At 41.3% G+C, this 25,979-nt stretch carries 19 protein-coding genes; 9 read left to right on the top strand and 10 right to left on the bottom strand.

The genetic code is table 11. The features are described from left to right. The first annotated feature begins 48 nt into the window (after window positions 1-48). From PVK79_RS08405 to PVK79_RS08385, 5 genes are all read left to right on the top strand, one after another. On the top strand, window positions 49-1,641 hold the full coding sequence (locus PVK79_RS08405; protein WP_145234387.1) for a DUF4331 domain-containing protein: 1,593 nt from the start codon (window positions 49-51) through the stop codon (window positions 1,639-1,641). An 11-nt stretch (window positions 1,642-1,652) separates the two neighbouring features. Next, window positions 1,653-2,168: an Ig-like domain-containing protein gene (locus PVK79_RS08400; RefSeq protein WP_145234389.1), complete on the top strand. Its 516-nt coding sequence runs from the start codon at window positions 1,653-1,655 to the stop codon at window positions 2,166-2,168. 51 nt (window positions 2,169-2,219) lie between these two features. Continuing rightward, window positions 2,220-3,227, top strand: coding sequence for a tetratricopeptide repeat protein (locus PVK79_RS08395; protein ID WP_257326929.1), 1,008 nt, complete (start codon window positions 2,220-2,222; stop codon window positions 3,225-3,227). Further along, window positions 3,224-4,342: a HupE/UreJ family protein gene (locus PVK79_RS08390; RefSeq protein WP_182730773.1), complete on the top strand. Its 1,119-nt coding sequence runs from the start codon at window positions 3,224-3,226 to the stop codon at window positions 4,340-4,342. Before PVK79_RS08395 ends, PVK79_RS08390 begins: the two co-directional genes overlap by 4 nt. Window positions 4,343-4,482: 140 nt before the next feature. Next, a complete protein-coding gene (locus PVK79_RS08385) occupies window positions 4,483-5,070 on the top strand; it encodes a GNAT family N-acetyltransferase (protein WP_182733975.1) in 588 nt (195 codons plus the stop codon). 93 nt (window positions 5,071-5,163) lie between these two features. Here PVK79_RS08385 and PVK79_RS08380 read toward each other — a convergent pair whose 3' ends face one another. From PVK79_RS08380 to PVK79_RS08360, 5 genes are all read right to left on the bottom strand, one after another. Then, entirely contained in the window at window positions 5,164-5,778 is a 615-nt protein-coding gene (locus PVK79_RS08380; protein ID WP_182730775.1) for a TetR/AcrR family transcriptional regulator, read from the bottom strand. A 137-nt stretch (window positions 5,779-5,915) separates the two neighbouring features. Further along, on the bottom strand, window positions 5,916-7,325 hold the full coding sequence (locus PVK79_RS08375; RefSeq protein ID WP_257326928.1) for an efflux transporter outer membrane subunit: 1,410 nt from the start codon (window positions 7,323-7,325) through the stop codon (window positions 5,916-5,918). Then, complete coding sequence (locus PVK79_RS08370; RefSeq protein ID WP_182757454.1) at window positions 7,325-10,456, bottom strand: efflux RND transporter permease subunit; 3,132 nt, start codon at window positions 10,454-10,456, stop codon at window positions 7,325-7,327. Before PVK79_RS08370 ends, PVK79_RS08375 begins: the two co-directional genes overlap by 1 nt. A 12-nt stretch (window positions 10,457-10,468) precedes the next feature. Further along, window positions 10,469-11,626, bottom strand: a complete 1,158-nt coding sequence (locus PVK79_RS08365; protein WP_182730778.1) for an efflux RND transporter periplasmic adaptor subunit — start codon at window positions 11,624-11,626, stop codon at window positions 10,469-10,471. A 409-nt stretch (window positions 11,627-12,035) separates the two neighbouring features. Next, on the bottom strand, window positions 12,036-13,736 hold the full coding sequence (locus PVK79_RS08360) for a cyanophycinase (RefSeq protein ID WP_257326927.1): 1,701 nt from the start codon (window positions 13,734-13,736) through the stop codon (window positions 12,036-12,038). A 339-nt stretch (window positions 13,737-14,075) separates the two neighbouring features. Between PVK79_RS08360 and PVK79_RS08355 the strand changes: the two genes are divergently transcribed. The 3 genes from PVK79_RS08355 (at window position 14,076) to iadA (ending at window position 19,755) form a co-directional block, all read left to right on the top strand. After that, window positions 14,076-17,006, top strand: a complete 2,931-nt coding sequence (locus tag PVK79_RS08355; RefSeq protein ID WP_257326925.1) for a TonB-dependent receptor domain-containing protein — start codon at window positions 14,076-14,078, stop codon at window positions 17,004-17,006. A 163-nt stretch (window positions 17,007-17,169) separates the two neighbouring features. After that, entirely contained in the window at window positions 17,170-18,576 is a 1,407-nt protein-coding gene (gene yfcC / locus PVK79_RS08350; RefSeq protein ID WP_182717600.1) for a putative basic amino acid antiporter YfcC, read from the top strand. A 12-nt stretch (window positions 18,577-18,588) separates the two neighbouring features. Further along, window positions 18,589-19,755, top strand: coding sequence for a beta-aspartyl-peptidase (iadA, locus tag PVK79_RS08345; protein WP_257326922.1), 1,167 nt, complete (start codon window positions 18,589-18,591; stop codon window positions 19,753-19,755). A gap of 26 nt (window positions 19,756-19,781) precedes the next feature. On the opposite strand, the gene paeA is transcribed toward iadA, so the two are convergent. From paeA to PVK79_RS08330, 3 genes are all read right to left on the bottom strand, one after another. Beyond that, window positions 19,782-21,080 (bottom strand): polyamine export protein PaeA, encoded by a 1,299-nt coding sequence (gene paeA, locus PVK79_RS08340; RefSeq protein ID WP_149979967.1) that lies wholly within the window; start codon window positions 21,078-21,080, stop codon window positions 19,782-19,784. Window positions 21,081-21,211: 131 nt separating this feature from the next. Continuing rightward, window positions 21,212-21,904 carry a substrate-binding periplasmic protein gene (locus PVK79_RS08335; RefSeq protein ID WP_145234415.1) on the bottom strand — a complete coding sequence of 231 codons (693 nt, stop codon included), beginning with the start codon at window positions 21,902-21,904 and terminating at the stop codon, window positions 21,212-21,214. A 124-nt stretch (window positions 21,905-22,028) separates the two neighbouring features. Continuing rightward, a complete protein-coding gene (locus PVK79_RS08330) occupies window positions 22,029-23,141 on the bottom strand; it encodes an arginase family protein (protein WP_257326920.1) in 1,113 nt (370 codons plus the stop codon). 429 nt (window positions 23,142-23,570) lie between these two features. On the opposite strand from PVK79_RS08330, the gene udp reads away from it, so the two are divergent. Beyond that, window positions 23,571-24,326 (top strand): uridine phosphorylase, encoded by a 756-nt coding sequence (gene udp, locus PVK79_RS08325; RefSeq protein WP_149979966.1) that lies wholly within the window; start codon window positions 23,571-23,573, stop codon window positions 24,324-24,326. On the opposite strand, the gene cdd is transcribed toward udp, so the two are convergent. Next, complete coding sequence (gene cdd, locus PVK79_RS08320; protein ID WP_182730784.1) at window positions 24,307-25,239, bottom strand: cytidine deaminase; 933 nt, start codon at window positions 25,237-25,239, stop codon at window positions 24,307-24,309. The two genes, udp and cdd, sit on opposite strands and share 20 nt — an antisense overlap. 48 nt (window positions 25,240-25,287) lie before the next feature. After that, on the bottom strand, window positions 25,288-25,665 hold the full coding sequence (locus PVK79_RS08315) for a hypothetical protein (RefSeq protein WP_145234423.1): 378 nt from the start codon (window positions 25,663-25,665) through the stop codon (window positions 25,288-25,290). Window positions 25,666-25,979 lie beyond the last annotated feature (314 nt).

The following is a 25,979-nucleotide window of genomic DNA, read 5'->3' as shown; positions in this document are numbered from 1 at the left end:
TGCGTTATTAACTATGACCACTATTTATTAAAACTAAAGGACAAAGTCATGAAAGCTTTAACTCCGTCAATATTAGCAGTTGTAGTATGCAGTACCTTAGTAAGCGCCCCATCAGAGGCGTCAAGTCACCGTGAAGCTCCAAATATCAGTCGTTTCCCGACTTTAGATTCAACAGATTTTTATGCATTTAACAGTTATGAACAAGGCCGTGGTGATTATGTCACCCTGATTGCAAACTATATTCCACTGCAAGATGGCTATGGTGGACCTAACTATTTTGCCATGGATCCTGATGCAACCTACAGCATCCATATTGATAACGATGGCGATGCGATTGAAGATATTAGTTTCGCCTTTAACTTCAAAAGTATGCTGCCTAATGACAATCAAGGCGTTGCATTAACCGTTGGCCCTGAAGGCAACCAACGTACTGTTGCTGTACCTCTTAAAAATGTTGGTGGTGTTGCAGCTGGCAATAATGCCGCAGTTAACTTTAGCGAATCATACACTATGACGATGATCGCAGGTGATCAGCGTACAGGTAGCAAAACCATGCTAACTAATACCATGACCAGCAGTAATGAATTCCACAAGCCACTTGATTATATTGGCGATAAAACGTTTTCATCAATGGATGGCTATAAAAGCTACGCAGCGCAATTTGTATATCAAGTAGCGATCCCGGGCTGTGACGGTATGGCAAAAGTATTTGTTGGCCAACGTAAAGATCCATTCGTGGTGAACCTAGGCAAAACCTTTGACTTAGTGAACTATGTGCCGGTAGAAGGCGACAGTGCGCCGGGCGCAGGTGATGGCGAGGGCTTCCCTGGAGGAATTACACAATCGGCAGATAATGATGACTTAGCAGATAAAAATGTGACCGCAATTGCTATTGAAGTACCTAAAAGCTGTGTAGTTGGTAATGGCAATGGCACTATTGGCACATGGACTACAGCTAGCTTACCACAGGCGCGTATTTTAAACCCAAATGCTAAATTTGCGAACAATGCGGTAAACGGTGGTGCGCTTACTCAAGTATCTCGTTTAGGTAATCCACTTGTTAATGAGCTGGTAATTGGTTTAAAAGACAAAGATACCTTCTCAAGTTCACAGCCTAAAGACGATGGTCAATTTATTGATTATGTTACCCACCCATCTTTACCAGAGCTATTAAATATTCTGTTCAAAGATGCGGTTAACACCACCTTAGGGGCAAATCTAGCGACCCTTGCACCAACGAATTTTCCACGTAATGACTTAGTAACTGCATTTTTAACTGGTTTCCCAGGCGTTAATCAATTGGCCACTGTTACAGGCGCTGAAATGCTGCGTCTAAATACCAATATCGCTGCAAAAGCACAAGCAGATCAATCAGCATTCGGTGTTGCTGGCGATGATTTAGCGGGTTTCCCAAATGGCCGTCGTCCTGGTGATGATGTAGTTGATATTGCGCTACGTGTGGTAATGGGTCGCTTATGCTATCCAATTCCAGTAAATGGTACAAATACTGATTTAGGCCTGTGCACATCTGATGATGCCAGTGTAGGTAACGTACCATTTACTGATGGTGCACCAGTGAACGCTACGATGATGGATGCAAGCTTCCCATATCTAGCAACTCCACTTGCAGGGTCTAAATAAGGAGAACACTCATGCAACATTTTAAATTATCACATCTTGGGTTATTGCTTGCTGCGCTTACACTCAGCGGCTGTAGCAATGATGACGACCATAACACCGTCGAGATACCACCGATGGTAAATAAAGCACCCATAGCAACAGCTGATATGGTAACCACACAAACCGAAGTTGTAATTGAAGACATGCTACAAGGTTCTGATCCTGAAGGAGATACTCTTACCTTCAGTCTGGTTACTGAGCCAATGCTAGGCATGGTAGTGGTTAATAGTGATGGTAGTTACACCTATACGCCGAACCTTGAAACGACTGGCTCTGATAGCTTTACCTTTGCAGTCAGTGATGGGGTAAACAGCCAAGTTACCGCAATGGTTGATATCACTATTGAAGCACTTGAAGTCGATTTTGCACAACTAGGCCGTGCAGCATTTAACCAAGCGGCTACCGATAAGCCACTGAGTGTGAACGGCCGTACATTCACAAATGCGGATGAAAATGCCACATTTGACGATTTGTTAGGTAACAACTAAATCACACAATAAAACTTGCAGGCCATGGATGGCCTTTTTAAGGAGAATGCTATGATCACCCGTGCTTTTACTTACCTTTGTTTATTGATCTCTGTTAATGCAGGGGCTGAACCTTATACGCCAGCAGATGACGAGATCATCGCAAAAGCCCGCACAATAAATACCGCACACCTTAATCAAGACGAATTAATGACGTTACTGATAAATAGCCAACAAGTAGGTCAAACTGAGCTTCGCCAAGGCTTATTAAAAAACCAGTTACAGCAGCGCTATGCGCAATCTCCCACACCACAAATTGGCTACATGTATGCACGCGTTTTACAACGTGAACATCAATTTTCAGCAGCCTTAGCAATCACCGATGCAGTACTAAAACGCGATCCTAACCATGTTAACACCCATCTATTACGCGCCAATATGCTAATGGTTCAAGGTGACTTTAAAGCCGCCAAACAACAATGCTTAAAACTCTTGGCTCTAACAGCAATGGATGTAATTAATACCTGTACATTTGATGTACTAAGCCAAGACGGTCAATTAGCACAAAGTTATCAAAGTTTAGCAAACAGTATTACAAGTAATAAACAAAGCGATAATACCCGCCATGTATTGGCTGAAATGGCACTGAGACTCAATAAACCCGATGAAGCGCTCGCTCATATCCACTCATTGCCATTAAAAACAGCCCCCGTCAGCCTTGTAGTGTTATGGGCAGATATTTATTTAGCGCAAGGGAATTATCAAAAAGTGCTTAACACTTTGCCCGCACTGGTAAATGAAAAACAAAATTTAGAGGATGCCTTGTTGCTGCGCTTAGCAATTGCAGAGCAACACTACAACGATACCTCGCTGAAACAATGGCAAAATTTAATGGCGCAAAGAGTCGCGCTGCGTGAATTACGCCAAGACAGTTTCCATGCCAGTGATTTAGCTCACTATTATTTAGACATCAATAAACAGCCAGAAAAAGCCCTATACTGGGCAAAAATAAATTGGCAACAAGCCAAGCTTGATGCCGATCAGCAACTACTTACACGTGCACAAGGAGCCTCTTTATGAACGCATTTGTAACTGCGTTTTTTTGTAACCTGTGTTTATTTTTCATGTTGCAAGGAACAGCTCAAGCACACCAATTAAGTACCAGCTATATTAATTTAAACGCAATTGATGACAGCCATTTTACAGGTAGTTGGCAAATCAACGTTGCCGATTTAGAGCAACAGGTGGCGTTTGATTTAAACCAAGATGGGGCTATCGCATGGCATGAGATCAGTGCAAAACATAGCGCCATAAGTGATTTTGTCCTGACCTCACTGACGGTAACATCAGCGGACGAGCAAGTATGTACGCTTACCAGCGACGCTCCGTTGCAGCTTGATAGTCATTTTAATCAACCCTATGTGGTTGTTAAATTGCAATTATCCTGCCCAGCTCTGGACACGAACCACAGCGCCATAGCATTTCATTATCAGGCATTTTTCGATACTGATGCCAATCATAAAGCAATTGTCACTATCAATGAACAAACTCGCGTGATGAGTAAAAATAATGCCCTTCAAACTTTTGATTTTACTAAAAGCAATTACCTCACCACTTTTAATCAATATGTTTACCAAGGAGTGCTGCATATTTGGCTCGGACTTGACCATATCTTATTTTTAATTGCATTGTTGCTTACCTGTGTATTAGTAAAAAAATCAGCAAAATGGCAAGGTGTAGAATCAAAAGTCACGATCTTCAAACACACCGCATGGATAGTTACCGCATTTACTTTGGCGCATTCAATCACTCTGACCGCCACTGCAATGCAATTAGTTACACCTAACAGTCGCTGGGTAGAATTGGGAATCGCTATATCGGTGTTGTTTGCAGCTCTTAACAATATTTGGCCATTAGTTGTGCGTTTAGGTTGGGTCACATTCGCCTTTGGTTTATTACATGGCATGGGCTTTGCGAGTGTATTAGGTGAATTAGGGCTATCCAGTGACTATCAATTACTCAGCGTGCTAGCATTTAATTTAGGTGTAGAGATAGGCCAACTGGCTATATTAGCAGTTACATTACCAGTCCTTATTTGGGCAAGAAACTATCACTGGTATCAAAAATGGGTGATGCCTGCAGGCTCACTCGCCATCGCAATAATCGCGGTACAGTGGTCAATGGAGCGGATTTGAGGTTATTGATTTATAGCTGAAATCAACAGATTAATTGTAAAATTCAATGTGTAAGTTGCTATCATTGAATCCTTATAGGATCATCTCTATGTACAAAACGTTGAGATATTAAACAATGGCCCTAGGAGTAAGGGAAATATATGCAGTGGTTAAAACCAATGCCATTGGTTGGGCACTTTATAACGCTTGAGGTGTTAAGCTTACATCATATTGATGAATTAAAACATGCGGTGCTTGATGGAGAGTCTTGGAAATTATGGTATGCCAATGTTCCTTCGCCAGAACAAATGCACAGTTATGTTGAACGGGCAATTATTGAAGCCAAAAACGGCAATAGCGCCTTCGCCGTAAGGTGTAATAGTAGCCATAAAATAGTTGGCACAACTCGATTCTATAACGTAGACGCACAGCATAAGCGCGCATTACTAGGCTACACATGGTATGCCAAGGCTGTACGAAGAAGTCCTGTAAATACTGAATGTAAACTTTTGATGTTGAAGTATTTATTTGATACTCACAATGCCATTGCAGTTGAGTTTAGAACACACTTTTTTAATCAACAGTCGCGAAAGGCAATTGCAAGGCTAGGCGCTAAACAAGATGGTATTTTACGCAGCCATCAAATAACAAGAGATGGATCGATTCGCGATACTGTTGTTTATTCAATTATTGCATCAGAGTGGCCAGCCGTGAAGAATCATTTACTGAACAAACTAAAATATACTTAACTTATAAATTTAAGGTATTACGCTTTAAGCCCCAAAATAACGCAGCAAAGAGGATTAAACGACACCTCTTTGCGCTTAAGGCCTCGGCTCTAATTAGAACGGTATGAGCAACACCCGCATTGCCGGGCGAAGCGCTAATAATAGCGTGGCTTTATCAACATGTGGATTCAGGGTTTTACGTATGGTAATCCCATTTATCATTGCAAACATCACTTCGATACGACTTTCAAGTTCAGTTGCACTAAGGTCTTTTATCAAACTGCGTTCACTCAATAAAAGATTTCGCATTTTCTCTCTGGCGTAACAATCAGACTTTCGCAACTGCTCTGCCACTTTATCGTTGCGCGCAGCTTCAGCGAACATCTCTAAATCCAGTGCACCTTGGTTTACATCAGTATGATGATCCACTGCGTGGTCTAAACCATCGAGTAAAATCGTTACTAAGTCACCAGGTTGATCTTCATACTCCTGAAAAATAGAGAACAGTTTTTCCATATCCTGTTCTATAATCGATTCAATGATCGCTTCTTTACTGGCAAAGTAATTGTAAATATGTCCTGCGCTCATCCCTGCGGTCTTTGAGATCTCGGCCATTCCTGCGCCATGATAGCCTTTTCGTCTAAAACAATCGGCCGCAGCACTAAGCACTTGCTCACGGCGTGCTTGCACAAGTGCAGGGTCGGTTTGTCTCTTAGATTTTTCTTTCATAGTAACTCCGAAAAGCACTGCTTTTCTTTAACCTAATAATTATCACTAGCTTATATGCCCTTTGACATCAACTTTGTCGGTTACCACAAAGAACTTAATAAACTAGTGATAAACTATACAATGGCGCAGCCTAATGGCTATTCACTCTGTTGAGCCGATCGTTGCCAACCGCCTCCAACCGCTTTATACAAACTAATTTGGCTCGTAATATAGGCTTTTTTACCGCTAATGAGTTGTTGCCCAGCACTGTACCAATTACGTTGTGCATCCAGCACTTGTAAATAGCTATCGGCGCCTTTTTCGAAGCGAGCTTCAGAGAGTGTAAACGACACTTGATTACTATTATACAGATCTTCAAGCGCACTTAGCTGCTGCATATAGCCTTCCCTATCGGCAAGCGCATCAGAGACTTCTTTAAATGCCTGTTGAATCGTTTGTTCATAGGTGGTTAGCGCAATCTGTTGCTGAGTTTGCGCAACATCTAAGTTTGCTTGATTACGACCCATATTAAATATCGGTATCGTGATCGATGGCATAAAGCTCCAAGTGCCAGTGCCACTTGAAAACAAATTATCTAGATCACTCGACGCACTCCCGGCATTAGCCGTTAAGCTAATACTTGGAAAAAATGCCGCCTTTGCAACACCGATATTAGCGTTAGCAGCTAATAACTGAAACTCTGCTGCTTTAATATCAGGACGTTGTTCAAGTAACTCGGATGGTAAGCCTACAGGCACAGTCGGGAAATTTAGTACTTCATCTAAACTCTCAACAGGTAACAACTGCGCTGAAACCGGCTGACCTACTAATAAATCAAGGGCATTTTTATCACGCTTTAACAAGCGCTGATAGTTAGCAATATCAACTTTTGCGGTGGCTACAGTGCTCTCAATTTGTGCCAACGTTAACTTTGATGCCGCGCCAAGAGCATAGCTTTTTTCGGTTAACGCCAGTGATACCTGCTGACTTTTTAGGGTTTGCGTAGCAAGCGCTAACTGCTCTTTATCAGCAGCGTAATTTAGCCACGCACTTACCAACTCAGAAATTAAGCTAATTTTTACACTCGTTTGAGTTTGCTCTGACGCGTACAAAGTTTGCAGAGCTTGATCCGATTGATTACGAATTTTGCCCCATATATCGAGCTCATACGCGGTCATTCCCACGGTAGCTTTGTAGCTCTCGCTAATTTGTGCATTACCGGTTGACGTTAAGTCTCCCGGTAAGCGCTGACGCGTGCCCGACGCAGCAAAATCGATTGACGGATATAAGGCAGAGTCTTCGATTTGATAAAGCGCACGAACTTGCTGCACATTAAGTGCGGCAAGTTTAAGGTCTTTATTATGAACTAATGTTTGCTCAATCAAGTGTTGCAGTTTTTCATTCGCAAAAAACTGCTGCCATCTTAAATCAGCTGTATTACCTTGCTCACTCTGTATTGCGTAGCTATCAGGCACCGGCAACACGATATCTTCACGCGGAGGTGCCATTTGGCAAGCACTGAGCACAAATACGCTTAGACTCGCTAAGCTTAACGTTTTGAATGTCATTATGATTGCTCCTGTGACGTTGTTTTAGTTTTGCCTGAGAATGCTCTGCGAACTAAAACAAAAAATAAAGGTACAAAAATAACAACCAGTGACGAGGCGGCAAGTGTTCCACCAATAATTGAAATACCTAATGCATTTTGTGCACCTGAGCCTGCACTTGAGGCGATGGCTAACGGAAGCACACCACACACAAATGCCATTGAAGTCATTAAAATAGGACGTAAGCGAAGTCGCACAGCCGCAATGGCCGAGTCTACTACACTCAAGCCTTCATCCATTTTATGAATCGCAAACTCAACGATTAAAATGGCATTTTTTGACGCTAATCCTATGGTGGTTAATAAACCCACTTGTAAGTAAATATCGTTTGATAAATTACCCATAAAGGCGGCCATAATCGCACCAAAAATACCCAGTGGCACAATCATCATTACTGCAAATGGTACTGACCAACTTTCATAAAGCGCAGCTAAACATAAAAATACAAATAACAGTGATAATCCATATAACAACGGCGCTTGACCGCCACTTGATCGCTCTTGATATGAAATACCGGTCCATTCAGAAGCAATACCTTGTGGTAACTGCTTAACTAAACGCTCCATTTCATCCATGGCTTGACCTGTACTGTAGCCTGGTGCTGCACTGCCTTGAATTTCCATTGCTGAAAAGCCGTTATACCGCTCCAAACGAGGCGAACCATAAGACCAGTAAGAACTAGCAAATGCTGAAAATGGCACCATATCGCCGTTTGTATTACGCACATACCATTTATTTAAGTCCTCAGGCACCATTCGCGCATCGGCTTGACCTTGCAGGTATACTTTTTTAACGCGACCACGGTCGATAAAGTCATTCACATAACTACTACCCCACGCCGTCGAAAGTGTACTATTAATATTACCTTGCGACACACCCAGCGCTTCTGCTTTTGCAAGGTCAATATCCAGCTGTAACTCAGGCATATCTTCTTGCCCATTAGGGCGAACGCCTGCAAGTATTGGACTTTGACTCGCCATACCTAATAACTGATTACGCGCTTTTAATAGCTCATCATGGCCTAAACCAACACGGTCTTGTAAAAACATATTAAAACCATTTGCGGTACCGAGTTCAACAATCGCTGGAGGTGGAAAAGCAAATACAAATGCCTCTTTAATCGTTGAAAAATATCCCATGCCTTTTCCTGCAACGGCTCCCACTGATAGGTCGTCACGTTGGCGCTCATCCCAGTGCTTTAAGCTAACAAAACCAATTGCTGAGTTTTGCCCAGAGCCTGCAAAACTAAAACCCGTTACCGTAAAAATTGAACTAACAGCTTCAGATTGATCTTCTAAATAGTGGTTTTCAACTTTTTTAACCACTTCAAGCGTTTGCTCTGTAGTAGAGCCTGCAGGAAGCATTACTTGGTTAAACAAAATACCTTGGTCTTCATCAGGTAAAAATGCAGTTGGTAAGCTTGAAAAAATAGCCACCATGCCAGCTACAATTAATGCATAGCTTAGTAAGTAACGCTTGGAATGTTTAATCATACGACCAACAAAACCTTGCGCACCTTTATTGGTTTTATCAAAACCACGATTAAAGCCTGAGAAAAAACGACCAATAATGCTACCATCAGTATGTACATGACTAGGCTTTAATAACGTAGCACACAGTGCGGGAGTTAAAATAAGCGCAACCAGTACCGACAGCCCCATCGCCGACACTAAGGTAATAGAGAACTGACGATAAATAACCCCAGTAGAGCCACTAAAGAATGCCATCGGAATAAATACAGCCGACAGCACCATAGCAATACCTACCAGTGCCCCTTTAATTTCATCCATCGATTTTCGCGTTGCTTCAACCGCAGAAAGCTTTTCTTCGGTCATTAAACGTTCAACGTTTTCTACAACAACAATCGCATCATCTACGAGTAAACCAATAGCCAATACCATCGCAAACATCGTGAGGGTATTAATTGAATACCCGAAAGTAAATAGAATACCAAACGTACCTAACAATACGACAGGTACCGCAATGGTTGGGATAATAGTTGCTCTGAAGTTTTGTAAAAATAAGTACATTACAACAAATACCAAAACAACCGCTTCTATTAGGGTGTGCACTACTTTTTCGATTGATAATGCAACAAAAGGAGTGGTGTCATAAGGAACAACCGCCTCTAAGCCCTGTGGAAAAAATGGTTTAAGTTCTTCAAGTGCATCTTTTACACCTTGCGCTGTATCCAAGGCGTTCGCTCCACTGGCTAGCTTCACGCCTAAACCAGATGCTGGTTTGCCGTTGAAGCGCGCAACCACGCCGTAGTTTTCACCACCAAGCTCTACTTTTGCGACATCGACTAAGCGAACTACAGAGCCATCACTGTTGGTTTTAACTAAAATATCTTCAAACTGCTTAGGTGTTTGTAATCGACTTTGCGCGGTAACGGTCGCATTAAGCTGTTGACCTGCTATCGCCGGCATTCCACCAAGTTGACCTGCAGATACCTGTGCATTTTGCGCTTTTATCGCCGCAGATATATCCGCTGGTGTTAGTTTATAGCTTTGTAACTTAGCCGGATCGAGCCAAATACGCATTGCATATTGAGAGCCAAACAATTGTACTTCGCCCACCCCATCAACACGCGCTACAATATCTTGCACGTTTGATGACACATAATCACCAATGTCAATATTGGTCATGCTACCATCTTGCGACACAAAACCCACTACCAGTAAAAAGCTAGATGATGACTTAGCAACAACAACACCTTGGCGTTGTACTTCTTCAGGTAACAACGGCGTAGCTGTTGCTAGCTTATTTTGTACTTGTACTTGTGCAATATCAGGGTCAGTTTCTGCATCAAACGTCAGTGTCAGTGTTGCTGTACCACTGGATTCAGAAGTTGATGACATATACAACAAGCCATCTAAACCTTTCATTTTTTGTTCAATAACTTGGGTTACTGAATCTTCAAGTGTGCGTGCTGACGCACCAGGATAACTTGCGCTAATAGTAATGGCTGGCGGCGCAATTGAAGGATACTGCGCTACAGGCAAGCTCCTTATTGCAAGTATTCCAGCCAACATAACAACAATGGCCAGAACCCATGCAAAAATTGGCCTATCGATAAAAAATCTCGACATTAAAATACTCCGTTATTGAGTTTTAGTAGCTGACTCGGCAGGCACTGCATTAACAGGTGCGCCCGGTGCTATTTTTTGTAAACCTTCAACAATTAGTTGATCGCCGTCGTTCAAGCCACTTGTCACTAACCAGTTAGCACCTACTGTACGGTCAGTTTTTAATACTCGCGCTTCAACAGTATTATCTTTACTCACCACCATAGCTGTAGGCTCACCTTTGCTATTACGACTAACACCGCGTTGCGGCACTAAAATAGCATTAGACTTAACACCTTCAACAACCACAGCTCTGACGTACATACCTGGTAATAGTAGCTTTTCAGGGTTTGGAAATTTGGCGCGTAACGTTACTGAGCCAGTACCTGGATCTACAGTTACTTCAGAAAACTGCAAAGTGCCAGTGTGCGGATACACAGAGCCATCCTCCATAGTGAGTTCAACCTTTGATTGCGCAGTAAGATCTTTATCAAGCTCACCATTAGCAATCGCTTTTTTCAAACGAGTCAACTCACTACTTGATTGGGTAAGGTCAATATAAATTGGGTCAAGCTGAGTGACGGTTGCTAATACGGTTGCTTGATTAGCACTTACCAAAGCACCTACGGTCACGTTCGATTTGCCAATTTGACCACTAATAGGTGATGAAACCTTACTATAGTTAAGATTGATCTGTGCGGTTTTAAGCTGCGCTTGAGCTGTTAATAAATCAGCCTGCGCGCCTTTATAACTTGCGTCTGCTTCATCAAAATCTTGTTGACTGACTGCTTTTATTGCTAGTAACTCAGCATAACGATCTGATTTAGCTTTTGCATTAGCAATGCTTGCTTGTGCCTTACTAATAGCAGCTTTACTACTTGCTACTTGCGCATCGAATGTAGCTGGGTCGATTTGATATAAAGCCTGACCTTTTTTGACTTCAGCACCTTGAGTGAATAAACGTGATTGAATGATACCGCTTACCTGAGGACGAATTTGCGCCACTTGAGACGCAGTTACTCGCCCTGGAAGCTCCTTAGTAAGTGTTAATGGTTGGCTTTTTAATGTAATTACGCCAACAGGAGCTGGCTGCGCAGCAGGCGCATTCGCCTGCTGAGTTTGATCGCAACCGGATAAAGCAACTGCACTTGCCAAAGCGGTGACAGTAAAAAGAACGACGCGAGAACGCTGCATGTTAACTACCCTTAATTTAGAATGAACGATCATTCTAAATTAAATTATTACATTTTCCAATGTTAATTGAGAATTATTTTTAAAAGATCTAAGAGCATGTAAAGTGATGTAAAAAGACTTGACGGTGAGCTAAAAAACAGAACAACTCGATTGCTAATTGCAGGTACAAAAAGAGTTAATTTTATCTTTAATGAGCATAACAATGCAGCTGCAGTAAATATTAAAAATAGTCATTTTGTACGTCTGGAACGAAAAGCGACACAGCAAGCAGATGTTCAATCATCGGTTGTGAGATTTGAGGGGAAATGGGTAGCTAATATATCCAAATTGGTGTTGTTGACAATTTAACACATTACTTTGTCATTTAAAGAAGAGCTACTGTGAGTAACAGTAGCTCTACATCAAAGCATCATTGAATCGTCGTAATATTAACGCTAAGTCGTTCAATTGCACAGCCATAACTGCTTGGACTTATTCTCTGATACTGGGTATTTTTGCTGGCATTTAAAGTCACTATAAACTCATCTTGCTGACCTACCGCTGACTGCTCATTAGTTAAACACATTGCCTGAGTAAGCGAGCGCAATTTAGCATCGGTGAGTATGTTATTGAAACGCTGCATTGGCAAAGGTGGTATTTTGATTGCAGGCAAAGCACTGTCTATAGTACGTTGGCTTAATTGGTACCCTTGGGGTGTTACATCTATAATTGCACCAGCTGGCCAAAATGAATAATCAAAACTGTATTTATCTTTGCCCTTATTTAAATGCACTACCCCATGCTTACCTAACACTGTCACAATCGTACTCAGTTGTGATTTTATGATCACCAAGGCTGTCGTTTCATCAACACCAAAGCCATACTGTTGCCCTGTTTTTGCAAGCAATGTCGCTAAACGCACAGTGCGATTTCGCTCACTAAAATGGGTGTCAACTATACCTGCACTAAAGCTGCCCAGCCCACCATTAGTTTGATAGGTTAATGTATCTGCGCTTAGCCCTTGATTACAATCATCTTCACAACGTTCACTCGGTGCAGAAACTGCGTGCGCACCATCGCGCAATGCAGCTAAACTAGTGCCATTAGTGATCATCGCAACACTACCAAACTGGTTACTGCCACCACTTTGAATGGCTGTGCCTGCACTTGTACCTACCAATAGCGGACGTGAACGTATAGCATTGGTCCATGGATAAGGCTTGCCCGTACCATCAAATAACACTTTTCGAGTTAAACTTTGATCGCCACCGTTGAGCATAATACCTGTTGCAGATTCGATTTTTGCAACTAAATTATCAACACCCGCGTCGCATAGTTGTTGCTCAGCTTGAATACGGTCAGGATAGATTTTGTGGCGATTAAACACCTGCATGTTTTGCTGGCGAAATTGCGCTAGCTTTTCACATTGCCCAGTTGTGATTGCTTGCGCTAATGCCGGAGTTAATGCCAGCCATGAACTTTTAATACGATCAAAATCCAGTAAGCCTTCGTAAAAGTCAGCCGATTCATAAGGGTCGCGACTCGATGCTGTGATAGCTAATAAGCTCGGCTGTTTACTATTTACTTTAGCTGTTGCAGAAATAAAATTAACTATATCATTAGCAGCCGGCTCATTATTTTGTTTACTTTGCACCGTTTCTTTTATGCGCTGGCCTTTAGCATCAACAACCGCCACTTCCAGCATATCAGTGACAAAGTTATATTCTCGATCAGTTAAATTATTGAGCGAGCGGCTATCTAAATCCCGCCAAGCCCATAGCAAAGACCCTTTATCGATAAGATTAGGCTGTTGCTTGGCAATTTTTGATAAAACCCGCAAGGTTTCATTGCGGTTATTAGTACTATCATCAGGCCATTGGCTTTTTATTTCTTTTAGTGCTTTGCCCGTCAATTGAAATTGATTCGCTTTTTTTCCTATTAATGATGTTTTTTCAATGCAATTTTTAGGACTTAAACTTGAACAAGTCGTTAATGCGCCACCAATTAACAGCAAGGTTTGCTCAGTTTGATTTGCAGATATATTCGTCGAAAAAGCGGTCATTATCAGTGTAAAAGCAGCAAAAAAACCACATTTAGGGCTCTTTGCAAGATGTTCCCGAAAGTTTTCCATAATGTTATACTCATGTAAAAAATGATAAAAAATAGCTTGCAGTAAAACTTTATGCTTGCTATAAAAATAAGGAACTTTTAAATCGCGAGTAAGCTAGCACCCAAATACTAGCTTTGTCAAAAACCTTTTGGATTGGAATTATGTTTAAAAACGCAACATCGCTGTGTACATATTTCTACTCTCCTCACTACCTTTCGGAGTGGTTTGACGAGTAGCCACTACCTCACATTCTCTGTGAGGGGCTAACTGTGTCTATCGATCACGGCCCTGTCTAAATAATCAAAAAATAAGCACTGTGCAGTACACCTGTGCTTAAAATAAAGACAAAGGTAAACTAATATGTTTCGTCAATTAACAATTGCAACGGCAATAAGCGCAGTGCTTTGCCCAACTTTTTTGTATGCGCAAGAAAACACTAAAGCTGAAAACATTGAACGAGTAGAAGTCACCGGATCACGTTTAAAAGGCGTCGATCTTGAAGGAACGATTCCACTAACGGTATTAGACCAAGATGCCATCAAACGCTCTGGCGCCAACACGATTCACGAATTACTAAAGGATTTATCCGTGTTCAAAGGCGGTAGCGGCACTTTTTCCACTTCAGAAAGCGGTGGCACGTCCACTTCAACACCTGCGGGACAATCTGCAGCAAGCCTACGTGGCATGGGCCCATCAGCCACATTAACACTGATTAATGGTCGTCGTGTTGCGCCCAGTTCATTTGCCGCTGGCACGGAAAACTTTGTCGATGTGAACTCAATTCCACTTGCAGCTATCGAGCGCATTGATATTCTTGCAACCGGTGCATCAGCGGTTTACGGTGCAGATGCCGTAGCAGGTGTAATTAACTATATTTTAAAAGATGACTTTGAAGGCGCTGAAGTAAACGCATCCTACGCAAACAGCTTTAACAGTCATGATGAAGGTAAAAAACAACTTAACCTAGTATACGGTACAAAAATTGGTGAGAGTAACTTAACGGTTTTTGCCGATATTTTTGACCGTAACGCATTTAAAGCAACCGATCGAGATTTCACTGCATCATCACCACTGGTGAATAGTTATTCGTACTTACCAAAACTTGAAAACGCGCCAAATATTTATTATTACAGCTCGCGTGATGGGAATGAATTGCCAGCGCCAAATTGCCAGACTGAATTAGTTACAACTGAATTTGGTGAAGAAATTTGTGCCTATTACCCAAATCAAGACGATTATCTGGATACGCCATTTGAGAGTCTATCGACTGGCTTTATGTTCAATAGCAGCTTAGGCGGTGTTGATTGGCATACTGACTTTTTCTATAGCCAAACAAAGGCAAAAGCGTACTCGTCACCCTCACCGATTAATCAAATAAATGATGAAGATGGTCCTTTCATTTTAGAAGATGCGCTGTTCATTTATGATAATGCAGATGGCAGTAATGATTTGATGGATCAAGTGTTTATTGACCCATTTGAATTTGATACGCAAGCTGGCCGCGAAGTTTACGGCTTTGGCTTTGATGCGCGTTTTAATGCCCCACGTACTGTCGAAGTAGAAACTAAAAACTTCCGCTTAGTGAGTAGCCTTGCAGGTGATGTTGGTGACTGGAGCTGGGAGTCAGGCGTAACCTTTTCTCGCTCAAGCTCTGAGCAAGAAGCCATTGATGGTATTTACAATCGCTATCAATTTCATGCCGCCATTACTGGTGAACTATGCTCAGACGGTACATTAGCAAACTACGACGGCGCGAACCTTAACTGTGTATCAGGCGATTTACTGCCATTTTATAATCCATTTGTGCAAGGCGATGCCGCCAACGATGCGGTTTTAGCAACGGCACAGGCACGTCCAACACGCAGTGGCGAAAGCACCGTATACGGCTGGGATGCAAACTTTAACGGTGAGCTATTCACCTTTAATGATTTACCCGCTTATGCATCATTTGGAGTTGAAGCTCGCCGTGAAGAATTAACTGACATTCCATCACTTGACTCGCAAGCACGCCCTGAAAACCGCTACTTAGTGGATGTATTTGGTTTTGGCTCGAGCTTATCAGAGGCTGATCGCACTCAATACGCGGCGTTCGCAGAAATAAGTGTATCATTGACCGATCAAGTTGAGCTACAGGCGGCAGGACGTTACGATCATTATGACGATTTTGGCGGCACCTTTAATCCAAAAATAGGCTTAAGCTATCGTCCTACCGACTCGTTAGTGTTACGTGGCTCATGGTCTACGTCATTCCGTGCCCCTTCTCTTACGCAAGCTGGTGTTAAATTAAGAACCACTCAATCAACCTTCGATTGCGGTGCTAACCAAGCAGTATCTGATCTTTATTGTATGGGCCAAGGAACAGAGGTAAGTGTTAACTCACTCGAGCTTGGAAATAAAAATCTTAAAGCAGAAGAATCAGAAGCTATTAGTGTTGGTTTTGCTTGGAGCCCCAGCGCTGATACTAACCTAACCGTTGATTACTGGCAGTTTGATCACGAAGAAGTGATTGATACTAATATGACTGCGGTGCTAGATCGTGCCATTACTGATGCATCACTGCGCCATTGCGGTATTGTCCCAGAAGGTCAACAAGGTATTTCTTACGATAATAGGTTATGTGGTGTCTATGACAATAGTGGTTTAAGTATCGAGCAAGATGGTGCCAATCTAAATGAAATTTTAGATAACTATATTACCGAGTTTAACCCACGTGATGATGAGCTATTTTTACCATTATTTCGTGACCATGTTATCCCACTTGAAAATACCGGCACACAAACATTAGCAGGGATTGATATTAAGTTTGATCACCGTTTTAGGCTTTCAGGTGGCGATTTAACTTTTGCATTTGATGGCACTCACTACCTTGAGTTTGAACGCAATAAACCAGGCTCTGATGCCATTGAAAAGTTAGTGGGTACATATCGCTACCCTGAAAACATCGGTCGTATGTCAATCGATTGGGAAGCTCAAAGCTACTACCTAAACCTTGGCGCAAATTACACCAGCAGCTATGATGATGACATTGAAGGACTTCGAGGCCGTGAAATTGATGAACTGGAAAGTTTAGGTAAACTTGACTCACAAGGTAATCATCAAGTTGACGATTGGCTCGTATGGGATTTATCTGCAGGTTACTACGTAAATAAAGCCCTTACCTTAAGAGCGCGCATTGATAATATTTTTGACAAAGAGCCGCCACAGCTATACGGCTCAAGTCGTGGTTTTGATTCTATAAACCATAATGCTTATGGCGCGCGTTATACATTTAGTGTCAGCTATCGTTTCTAAAAATTATACGCGCAGCACTAGTCGCTGTGCGTAACACCATCCAAATTGTACTAAGTGGCTTTGCTTTGTAGAGTAAGGTCACTTATTCAAATAAACTTCGTGTTAAAATAAGCAGGTGTGCGGCTTAGTCTAAGCAACCTATTTCTTTGCGAAAAGTGAAATTATGAAAAACAAACAATTTACTATGCCTGATGCAAGTATCATCTTGTTATCAGTTGCATTAATTGCCTACTTGGCAACCTTGTTTATTACTCCTGGGATGTTTAACGCCCAAAAAGATAGCCACAGTGTTGAACTTTCTCAATACCAAACAGTGGCTGTAAGCGAGCAAACGCCGCTGTTTGCTGAAGGCGGTGAAATTGGCCTGGCAAATGTGTTGTTTGAAGGTTTAGTATCGGGTGACAAGTACGGCGCAACCATCGGTGTCATGGCATTTATATTAATTACCGGCGGCGCGTTCGGTATCATTATGAAAACAGGCGCAATTAATAACGGTATTATGGCGCTTATCAATAAAACTCAGCGAGTTGAATGGCTGTTTCTACCATTATTATTTGTGTTATTTTCGTTAGGTGGCGCAGTATTTGGTATGGGCGAAGAAGCCATTGCTTTTTGTATTGTCTTACTACCGATCATGAAACAGCTCGGCTATGATGCCAAAGTAACGGTTTTAACTACGTATGTTGCCACACAAATTGGCTTTGCAACGTCTTGGATGAATCCTTTTAGTATTGCAATTGCACAATCTATTGCTGAAATACCAGTTTTTTCTGGTGCTGGCTTTAGAATGATCGCATGGGTTGTGTTTACACTATTTGGTTTATTTTTTACTATACGTTATGCCAACTCGATCAGAACCATTAACACCGCGCAAAGCGACTCCCATACTGATATAAAATTAGATACCGCCGATAAACTTATCTTGATTACTTTTATAACGGGTATTACTTGGGTTGTGTGGGGTGTGATGGCGCGCCAATACTATATTCCAGAGCTCGCAGCACAGTTTTTTTGTATTGGTGTGATCAGTGCTTTTATAGCCAGTATTTTTAATAAACAAACAGCCAACCAAAGTGCAGATGCATTTAAACATGGTGCACAAGAATTGTTGCCAGCAGCTATGTTAGTCGCTCTTGCCAAAGGGGTGGTATTATTACTTGGCGGCAGTGATTTAAATGCACCGTCAACCTTAAATACATTACTTTATCATAGTGCTAGTAGTATCGCTGCGGTACCAGACTTTGTTGCGGCATGGGGAATGTTATTATTTCAAAGTGTGTTTAACTTTTTTGTTTCTTCAGGGTCAGGTCAAGCCGCTATCACTATGCCACTGATGTCTCCATTAGGCGATTTACTCAATGTCTCACGACAAATTGTGGTATTAGCTTTTCAGTTTGGCGATGGCTTAACGAATATATTCATTCCAACCTCAGCCAGCTTGATCGGTTGCTTAGGTATTGTAAAGCTTGATTGGAGCGAATGGGCAGCCTTTATTTGGCGTTTCACTTTAGCATTATTTACTTTAGCAAGCGGCTTCATATTTCTTGCTTATTTTATCAATTATCAATAAAAAGACTTCACTATGTTGACATTAATTCGAGGTGCAAACCTTTATACTCCAAGCCCTCAAGGGCAGATGGATGTACTCATCGCTGGTTCTAAAGTGATTGATTTTCGAACCGAGATCAAACTAGAAAGTAATACCGAAGTAAAGATTATCGATGGCCGAGGAAACATTCTAGTACCAGGCTTTGTTGACTCTCTGGTCCATATTACAGGCGGTGGCGGCGAAGCAGGTTTTACTAGTCGAACGCCAGAAATGAACTTAACTGATGCCACCTTAGCAGGTATTACAACCGTTATTGCAGCGCTGGGCACTGACTCAAGCAGTCGCACACTAACCAACTTAGTTGCTAAAGCGAAAGGCTTAAAAGAGCTTGGTCTTAATGTATTTTGCCATACTGGCTCTTATCACTTACCCGCTAAAACACTGACGGGTAGTATTACAAATGACCTAATGTATATTGACGAGTTTATTGGCGTAGGCGAAGTGGCGATTTCAGATCACCGTAGCAGCCAACCCACCGTTCAACAACTCGCAGAGCTGGCAGCAGAAGCAAAAGTCGCCGGCATGCTAAGCGCAAAAAAAGGCACCGTGAGCATTCATGTCGGCCCCGTTAATAGTCACTTAGCGATTCTGCATGAGGTTGATAAAAATACTGATATTTCATTGAGTCAGTTTTATCCAACACACATGAATAGAAATAAAGCGCTGCTTGACGCTGGGATTTTATTTTGTGAAGCCGGCGGTACAATTGATTTTACCACCAGCACAACTGAGTATGATCTTGCCCATGGCGAATATGCTGCCGCGCAAGCGTTAGCTTACTGTTTAACACACAATGTTAAGCCAACACAATTGACTATGAGTTCAGATGGCCATGCCAGCCTGCCAATATTTGACGATCAATTTAATTTGCTCGGGCTTGAAATTGGTAAAGAAGCATCTCTGTTAGGTGCTTTCCAACAAGCTATACGTCAATATGAGGTGAGTATAGAGCACGCATTAATGGCCATAACCACTAATCCCGCTAATGTACTGGGGATTAAAAAAGGCACTATTAGCAAAGGCTCAGACGCCGACTTAGTTTTACTTGATAGCAACACTTTAGCGCCACAACATGTATGGAGTAATGGCATTCATATGGTTGAGCACGGCTTTGCAATAATAAAAGGCGCTTTTGAATAAATAATGAGGCGCATAGCGCCTCACGTTTATTGTAAGGCTGGTTCTACCGGTAGTATTTTAGACACCAATAACTGTTCAACTCGGATCCCTTCAACATCCACAACTTCAAATTTAAAACCTGCGTATTGAATATATTCTGCTCGTTTAGGAATTCGCTTCATGGTATAAATTAAAAATCCGGCAACAGTTTCATAATGCATTTGATCTGGAAATTCATCCACACCGAGCACTTTTGCCAACTCAACGGCTGGGGTTAAACCATCAACTAACCATGAATTTGCATCACGTGCGATAATTAATTCATCACCATTATGGGTGATCAAATCTCCCATAAAGCCTTTCATCAGATCTTTAACTGTCACAATTCCCACGACAAGTGCGTATTCATTTACCACCACAGCGAAGGGTTTTGCTGCGCCTTTAAAGGCATTTAATGCCTCTGACAAACTCAGTGTTTCTGGTAGATAAAAAATCTCTTTTTCGAGCATTTCGTCGTTAATATTCGCTGCATCGCCCTTGAGCACTTGGCGAAGAATATCTTTTGATTCAACTGAGCCAATTAATTTATCTAAATTGCCATTGCATACCAAAAAATGATTATGTGGATGATCAATGATTTTGCCCGAAATACTATCGCTGGCTTCGTTAATATCAAAGTAGACTATTTGATCTCTAGGTGACATAACACTCGATAAAAAGCGCGCTTCTAAATCAAATACATTACCAATCAAATCATATTCTTGTTGTTGTAAGCTACCATATTCTGCGCCTGCATCCATCATTGCGACTATGTCTTCGGTAGTTACAATGTCTTCACGCTCTGCCGGCACATTGAATAAGCGTAAAACAATATTAGTTACACCATTAAAAAACAATACCAACGGTGTTAATGCATACGTTACCCAACGCATAATCGTGACTACGCGAACCGCAACAGCCTCTGGCAGGATCATAGCTAAGCGTTTTGGTAATAAATCAGCAAATAAAATAAACAATGAAGTAATTGTCAAAAACGACAGTAAAAAGCTAATTTGCGCAAGTAACGGTCCTTGATAAAACAACACAAGTACACTTTCAACATAAGGTGAAAGCGCTTGTTCGCCCACTATACCGCCTAAAATAGCAATTGCATTAAGGGCAATTTGGATCATGGCAAAAAAAGCACCGGGTTGCTCTTGCAGCTTTAATACTGCAGCCGCTTTAGCATTGCCTTCGTCAGCCATGACTCTTAATTTAATTTTACGTGATGCTGCGATAGCGATTTCCGACATAGCAAATAACGCACTGATCAAGATTAATAAACCAATCCCGATTAAGTCACCCATTTATAACTCCAAAAATAAGCGCTTTTATAAGCAAAAGCAGCTGGATTATAACCCCTTTTAAAGGTTGGGCAATTTAAATTTAATTAATATTAAAAGTAATTAAATATCAGTACATTACCAACAATAAAAGCTTACTGATACGCGTTGAATGCGTTGCTGAGTTTGGTTTGAGTTGGCTTATCTAGCGCTTTGTTACAAGCAAAATACAGTGCTGGTTGCGTGATCTTGAGTCTTAAAATTGGTGTTAACTTGTCAGTAACCTGCCTTTTAGACTGTTCAAATTTAACGCGTTGTTCAGGTAATACGACGATATCGATAGTGCTTTGACGGCTTTGAACTATTTTAAAAATATTATCAAAACTATTCATCAGCATTAGATTTACACCTTCTTCAAAGCCCTGTGATAATAAAAAGTGATGGCTGTAATTATCTTTTAATACCGCAATTCGGTATTGCTTTGCTTGCTCTAGGGAATCGATAACGATGCTTTTCGAATTCAAAGCATAAAGATAAGTGTTCAACTGTGCTAATTCTGCAATCCAAATAAATTGCTTTTCACGAGAAGTTGAGCGCGCCATAGAAAAAATGCACGTCTGAGGATCGCGCAGTACCATATTAAATGCAGTACTCCAACTATGCACTGAAATTGTATAATCGAGTGTTGAAGAAGCTAACACCATTTGAACTTTATCAGCGATATAGCCAACAAGCTGTTCATTTTCATCAATATATTGAGCAGGCGGAAAGTTTTCTGTAACTATGTTTAATTTAGCTACAGTTTGACTACTTAAGATTATTAATAAAAAATAACACCACTTAGCCACTCTTACCCCACCGATTATTATTTTAAGCCTCTCTTGATGTAAATTAAATATAACGGCAAATAGCTGATTTGTGAATTAAAAAAGCAGCATGCCTCAGCATGCTGCTTATATTAACTGTTATTGACTATGCGCGGTTCATGGCATTAATTAAAAATGCTGAAATTTTTGCACCTTCTCTAAGCGTTGTATCTGAACTCGATTGACCAATCAGTGAACTGTCAGTAAATGGGGCAATTTCCATCATATCAGCGCCAGTGATCGGAAATTCATCAGCCAAAGTAACCAAGATATCCAAAGCATGCTGCGGCGTTAAACCGTTCCCTTCGGGTGTGCCTGTTGCTGATGCAAACTCTTCATCGAGGGCGTCAATATCAAAGCTGACGTAGAGTTCATCAACATTATCAGCTTTAAGCTGAGCAATTACTTCTGCGGCAATTGCCGGCGCGCCTCGTTCGATGATCTCATGGGCCCAATGTTGTTTAACGCCAAAGGTAGATTCCCAGTGTTCTTTTGGCTTACCGCTTGAACGAATACCAAATTGGATCAGATGATGTGGTGCAGGTAAAAACTCTAAAATATGCGTGCACCACGAGCCAAAACATAAATCGATACCTAAACGCTCAACGAGTAAATCGGTATGCGCATCAAAGTGAATAATCGCAGTGCGTTTACCTTGCGCACGCTTTGCCTTCAAATACGCTTTAGTTAACGGGTAACTAATTGAATGATCACCACCAATACCAAAAATGCCTTTATCAGTAAACGTTGCATAAAAGCTATCGCATACATCTTCAGTGATAGACAACGGGCTGACATAATACTCACTGCTTGGATTATCATATAATGCCTGTTGGCAATTACTGATAGTCGCGTCGTTTAAATATTTATCATGCAGTAAATGTGGGATAACCCTTACATCACCTAAATCAAACGACTTTGCCTGAGGCTGCTGATCAATCAATGTTGAGCGTAAAAACAACGGCCCCCAGTTGGCGCCGCGTAAAATGCCACCACCACAGTCAGAGCTAATACCTAAAGTCACCGCTTTATGCTCACTTTGACTAAGTGTATCGAGAGATGCACGCCATAGCGTATCGACATTATCTTCTTGCCCATACAGTTTCATACGCAACGCCGCTTTACGTTCTTTTGCAGTATTAACCGTAAAAACGCCATCGCCCGGCGGGCATAAACAGTGTTCAACTTTACTTTTAAATGTGTGCCATTGTGTGCTCATTGCAATTCCTTACTGTGTGCTTTTGCGTAGTTATGCAAAAGAGCGTTGTTGAAAATAAAATTAATAAAAGATTCACGCGCCGATTTTCACTCGCAATTTTATTACTCTCGCCGCTTTAGCTACATTTTAAATAACTATATAAATCTCTATAATAACAATTGGTTATGCTTATTCGTCCAACAACGTATAAACTAAAATAGAGTGCCTAGTAGGATTGATATAGTGTCTATGAATACAAGTCAACTACCGGCGATGACACAAATTAAAGTCAGTTGCTTGAATATTCAAAGAGAATGAATAAATTTGATAACGGACATCCGTCCTGTACAAGGCAATGCATTGTAGTAATTATGCTAAATTGACAACAACTCTTAATAAATTAGCGTTATTAACTGACGTTAGAACAAAAGTTATAAATAAGGCCCCGCTATGGAAAAGGTATTTCACTTAGGACTCACCCGCGACGATCTACACGGTGCAAAACTTGCAATTGTACCGGGCGATCCAGATCGTGCAGCACGTATTTCAACTTTTCTCGAAAACCCAACTTGCCTCGTCCAAACCCGAGAATTTCATGCTTACTTAGGTCAACTTAACGGTAACTCTGTGGTTATTTGCTCAACCGGTATTGGTGGTCCTTCAACCTCCATTGCAGTAGAAGAGCTGGCGCAATTGGGAGTTGAAACATTCTTACGAATTGGCACAACTGGCGCTATTCAACCTCATATTAATGAAGGTGATATTTTAATCAGCCAAGCATCTGTGCGTTTAGATGGTGCGAGCCAACATTTTGCGCCATTGAACTACCCTGCGGTGTCTGACTTTTTCGCCACTCAAGCGATGGTAAATGCGTGCGGTAATTTAGGCATTGATTTTCATATTGGTATTACTGCATCAAGCGATACTTTTTACCCAGGTCAAGAACGTTACGACACTTACTCGGGTTATGTACCAAAAGCATTTCAAGGTAGCTGTGAAGAATGGCAAAAGCTGGGCGTGATGAACTATGAAATGGAATCAGCAACCTTATTTACAATGTGTGCAGCACTGGGGCTAAAAGCAGCCTGTGTAGCTGGTGTGTTGGTTAATCGTACTCGCCAAGAAATCCCCAATGTAGATCACGGCGAGATTGAGAAAAAATCAGTCGCCGTGGTACTAGAAGCCGCTAAATTGCTGTTGGCTTAATATTTAAACTTATACTTTGTAGTACTGGCAATTCGGTGTAACTTGCCAGTACTGCTTGACTGACACTCAACTGATTTCCCTTGCCCTGCGTTTGTAGTAACTCAATCCCTTTGACAACATCTTTAGTCATTGCCAAACCGGCTAAATGCAATTGACTCACCGCACTTTGCAGTGGTGATAAGCTCGGGCTATACGCGGCATTTTCCGCATAACAACCATAAAAATTGCCATTTTCGAAAGTACTAATTTTCACTGCGCTGTAATTTTCAGAGTAAGGTACATATGCAGCCAACGCATAACTTAGCAACGTTTTATCCAGTTCATCAGTTACAACAAATTCATGCTGTTGTGGAGCAGGGTTAAACAAACTATAAGAATTACCTAAATCTTGCGGGCCAAATGAGTGAGGGAGCAAATCAGCCAGCTTGAATTGCTGCTGCGGTAATAAAATATCAAAGCTCTGCGCATCAGCCAACTCATTCATAAATTGACGACAATAACCACATGGCGCATCACTGATAGCAATTTTAGCTATTTTTTTCGCGCCATTGAGCCAAGCGTTGTTAATTGCCGATTGCTCAGCATGAACCACTAAGCTTAATGCTTGTTGTGCAAATTCAACATTCGCCCCAAAATAAAAATGTTGCTCACCATGTTTATCGTAGCCAACTACAATTGCCCCAACAAAAAAATGTGAAATAGGCACAACTGCAAATTTTGCAGCAATAGGTAAACAGGCACGCAGTATAACCTCGACAGGTTGCTTATATTGCGCGCACAAAGCTGTAATATCAGCGGTATTTAAAATACCCTTGTGCTGTTTTACGTGAAGATATAACTGCTGCTGTTGTTTTTCACTGAAGCTAAAAACGCAGCTAGTTTGAGTACTTACTGTAGGCGTTAATGAAGACATAGACTAGTTTTATGATTTAATGGCTAACTAGTTTAGAAGGTTCAACGCTTAAATGCTAGGTTGATTTACTAACCAATTTTTCGCGCTGTTAAAACAATCAAAGTTTTCTGCCTTTATATCAAAGCGTTGTGCTTTTTGCAAAAACAAATCGTGCATAAAACCATCAAAACTAACGACGCGAGCAATAAAGCAACTAGCTAACCACTGAGATACTGCTGGCATAATAGTCAGCAGTTCACTTGCCGGAAATTTATGCGTTAATTCAGACACATCAACGAGTAACTTATTACTGCCGTAAATAGATACGTACTGCTGCGCGATTTGATAAAAGTTCATCACATCCTGTGCACTTGCCGTCCCTCTTAGCGTCATCATTATTAATGACGTAGATGCATCATACGTGATGCAAGTAGACACATTTGACATATTACTACTCAATTATTAATACACTTACCATTATGGCAAAACAGCCGACATTCTAGATAAAAAAAACAGACAGTCAATATCTAGTAGCAAATCAGGTCTGACCAGAGCGTTAATACAGAATAAAGGATGGTTTTTTTTGCTAAAATAATACCAAAAAATACCTTGTTGTAACTAAGTTATAACCTGAAACAGCTTAACGATAGGAAGTAACTGTATTCAATACATCTAAGCTGAACTAAGATTAAATAAGATGTTTAATGCGGATAAATATAACTTACTTGGTAATATATGCGCCGAACCTTACCAGCACAGCG

Source organism: Pseudoalteromonas rhizosphaerae, assembly GCF_028885455.1.
GTDB lineage: Bacteria > Pseudomonadota > Gammaproteobacteria > Enterobacterales > Alteromonadaceae > Pseudoalteromonas > Pseudoalteromonas rhizosphaerae.
This window is presented reverse-complemented; position numbering and strand designations above follow the sequence as displayed.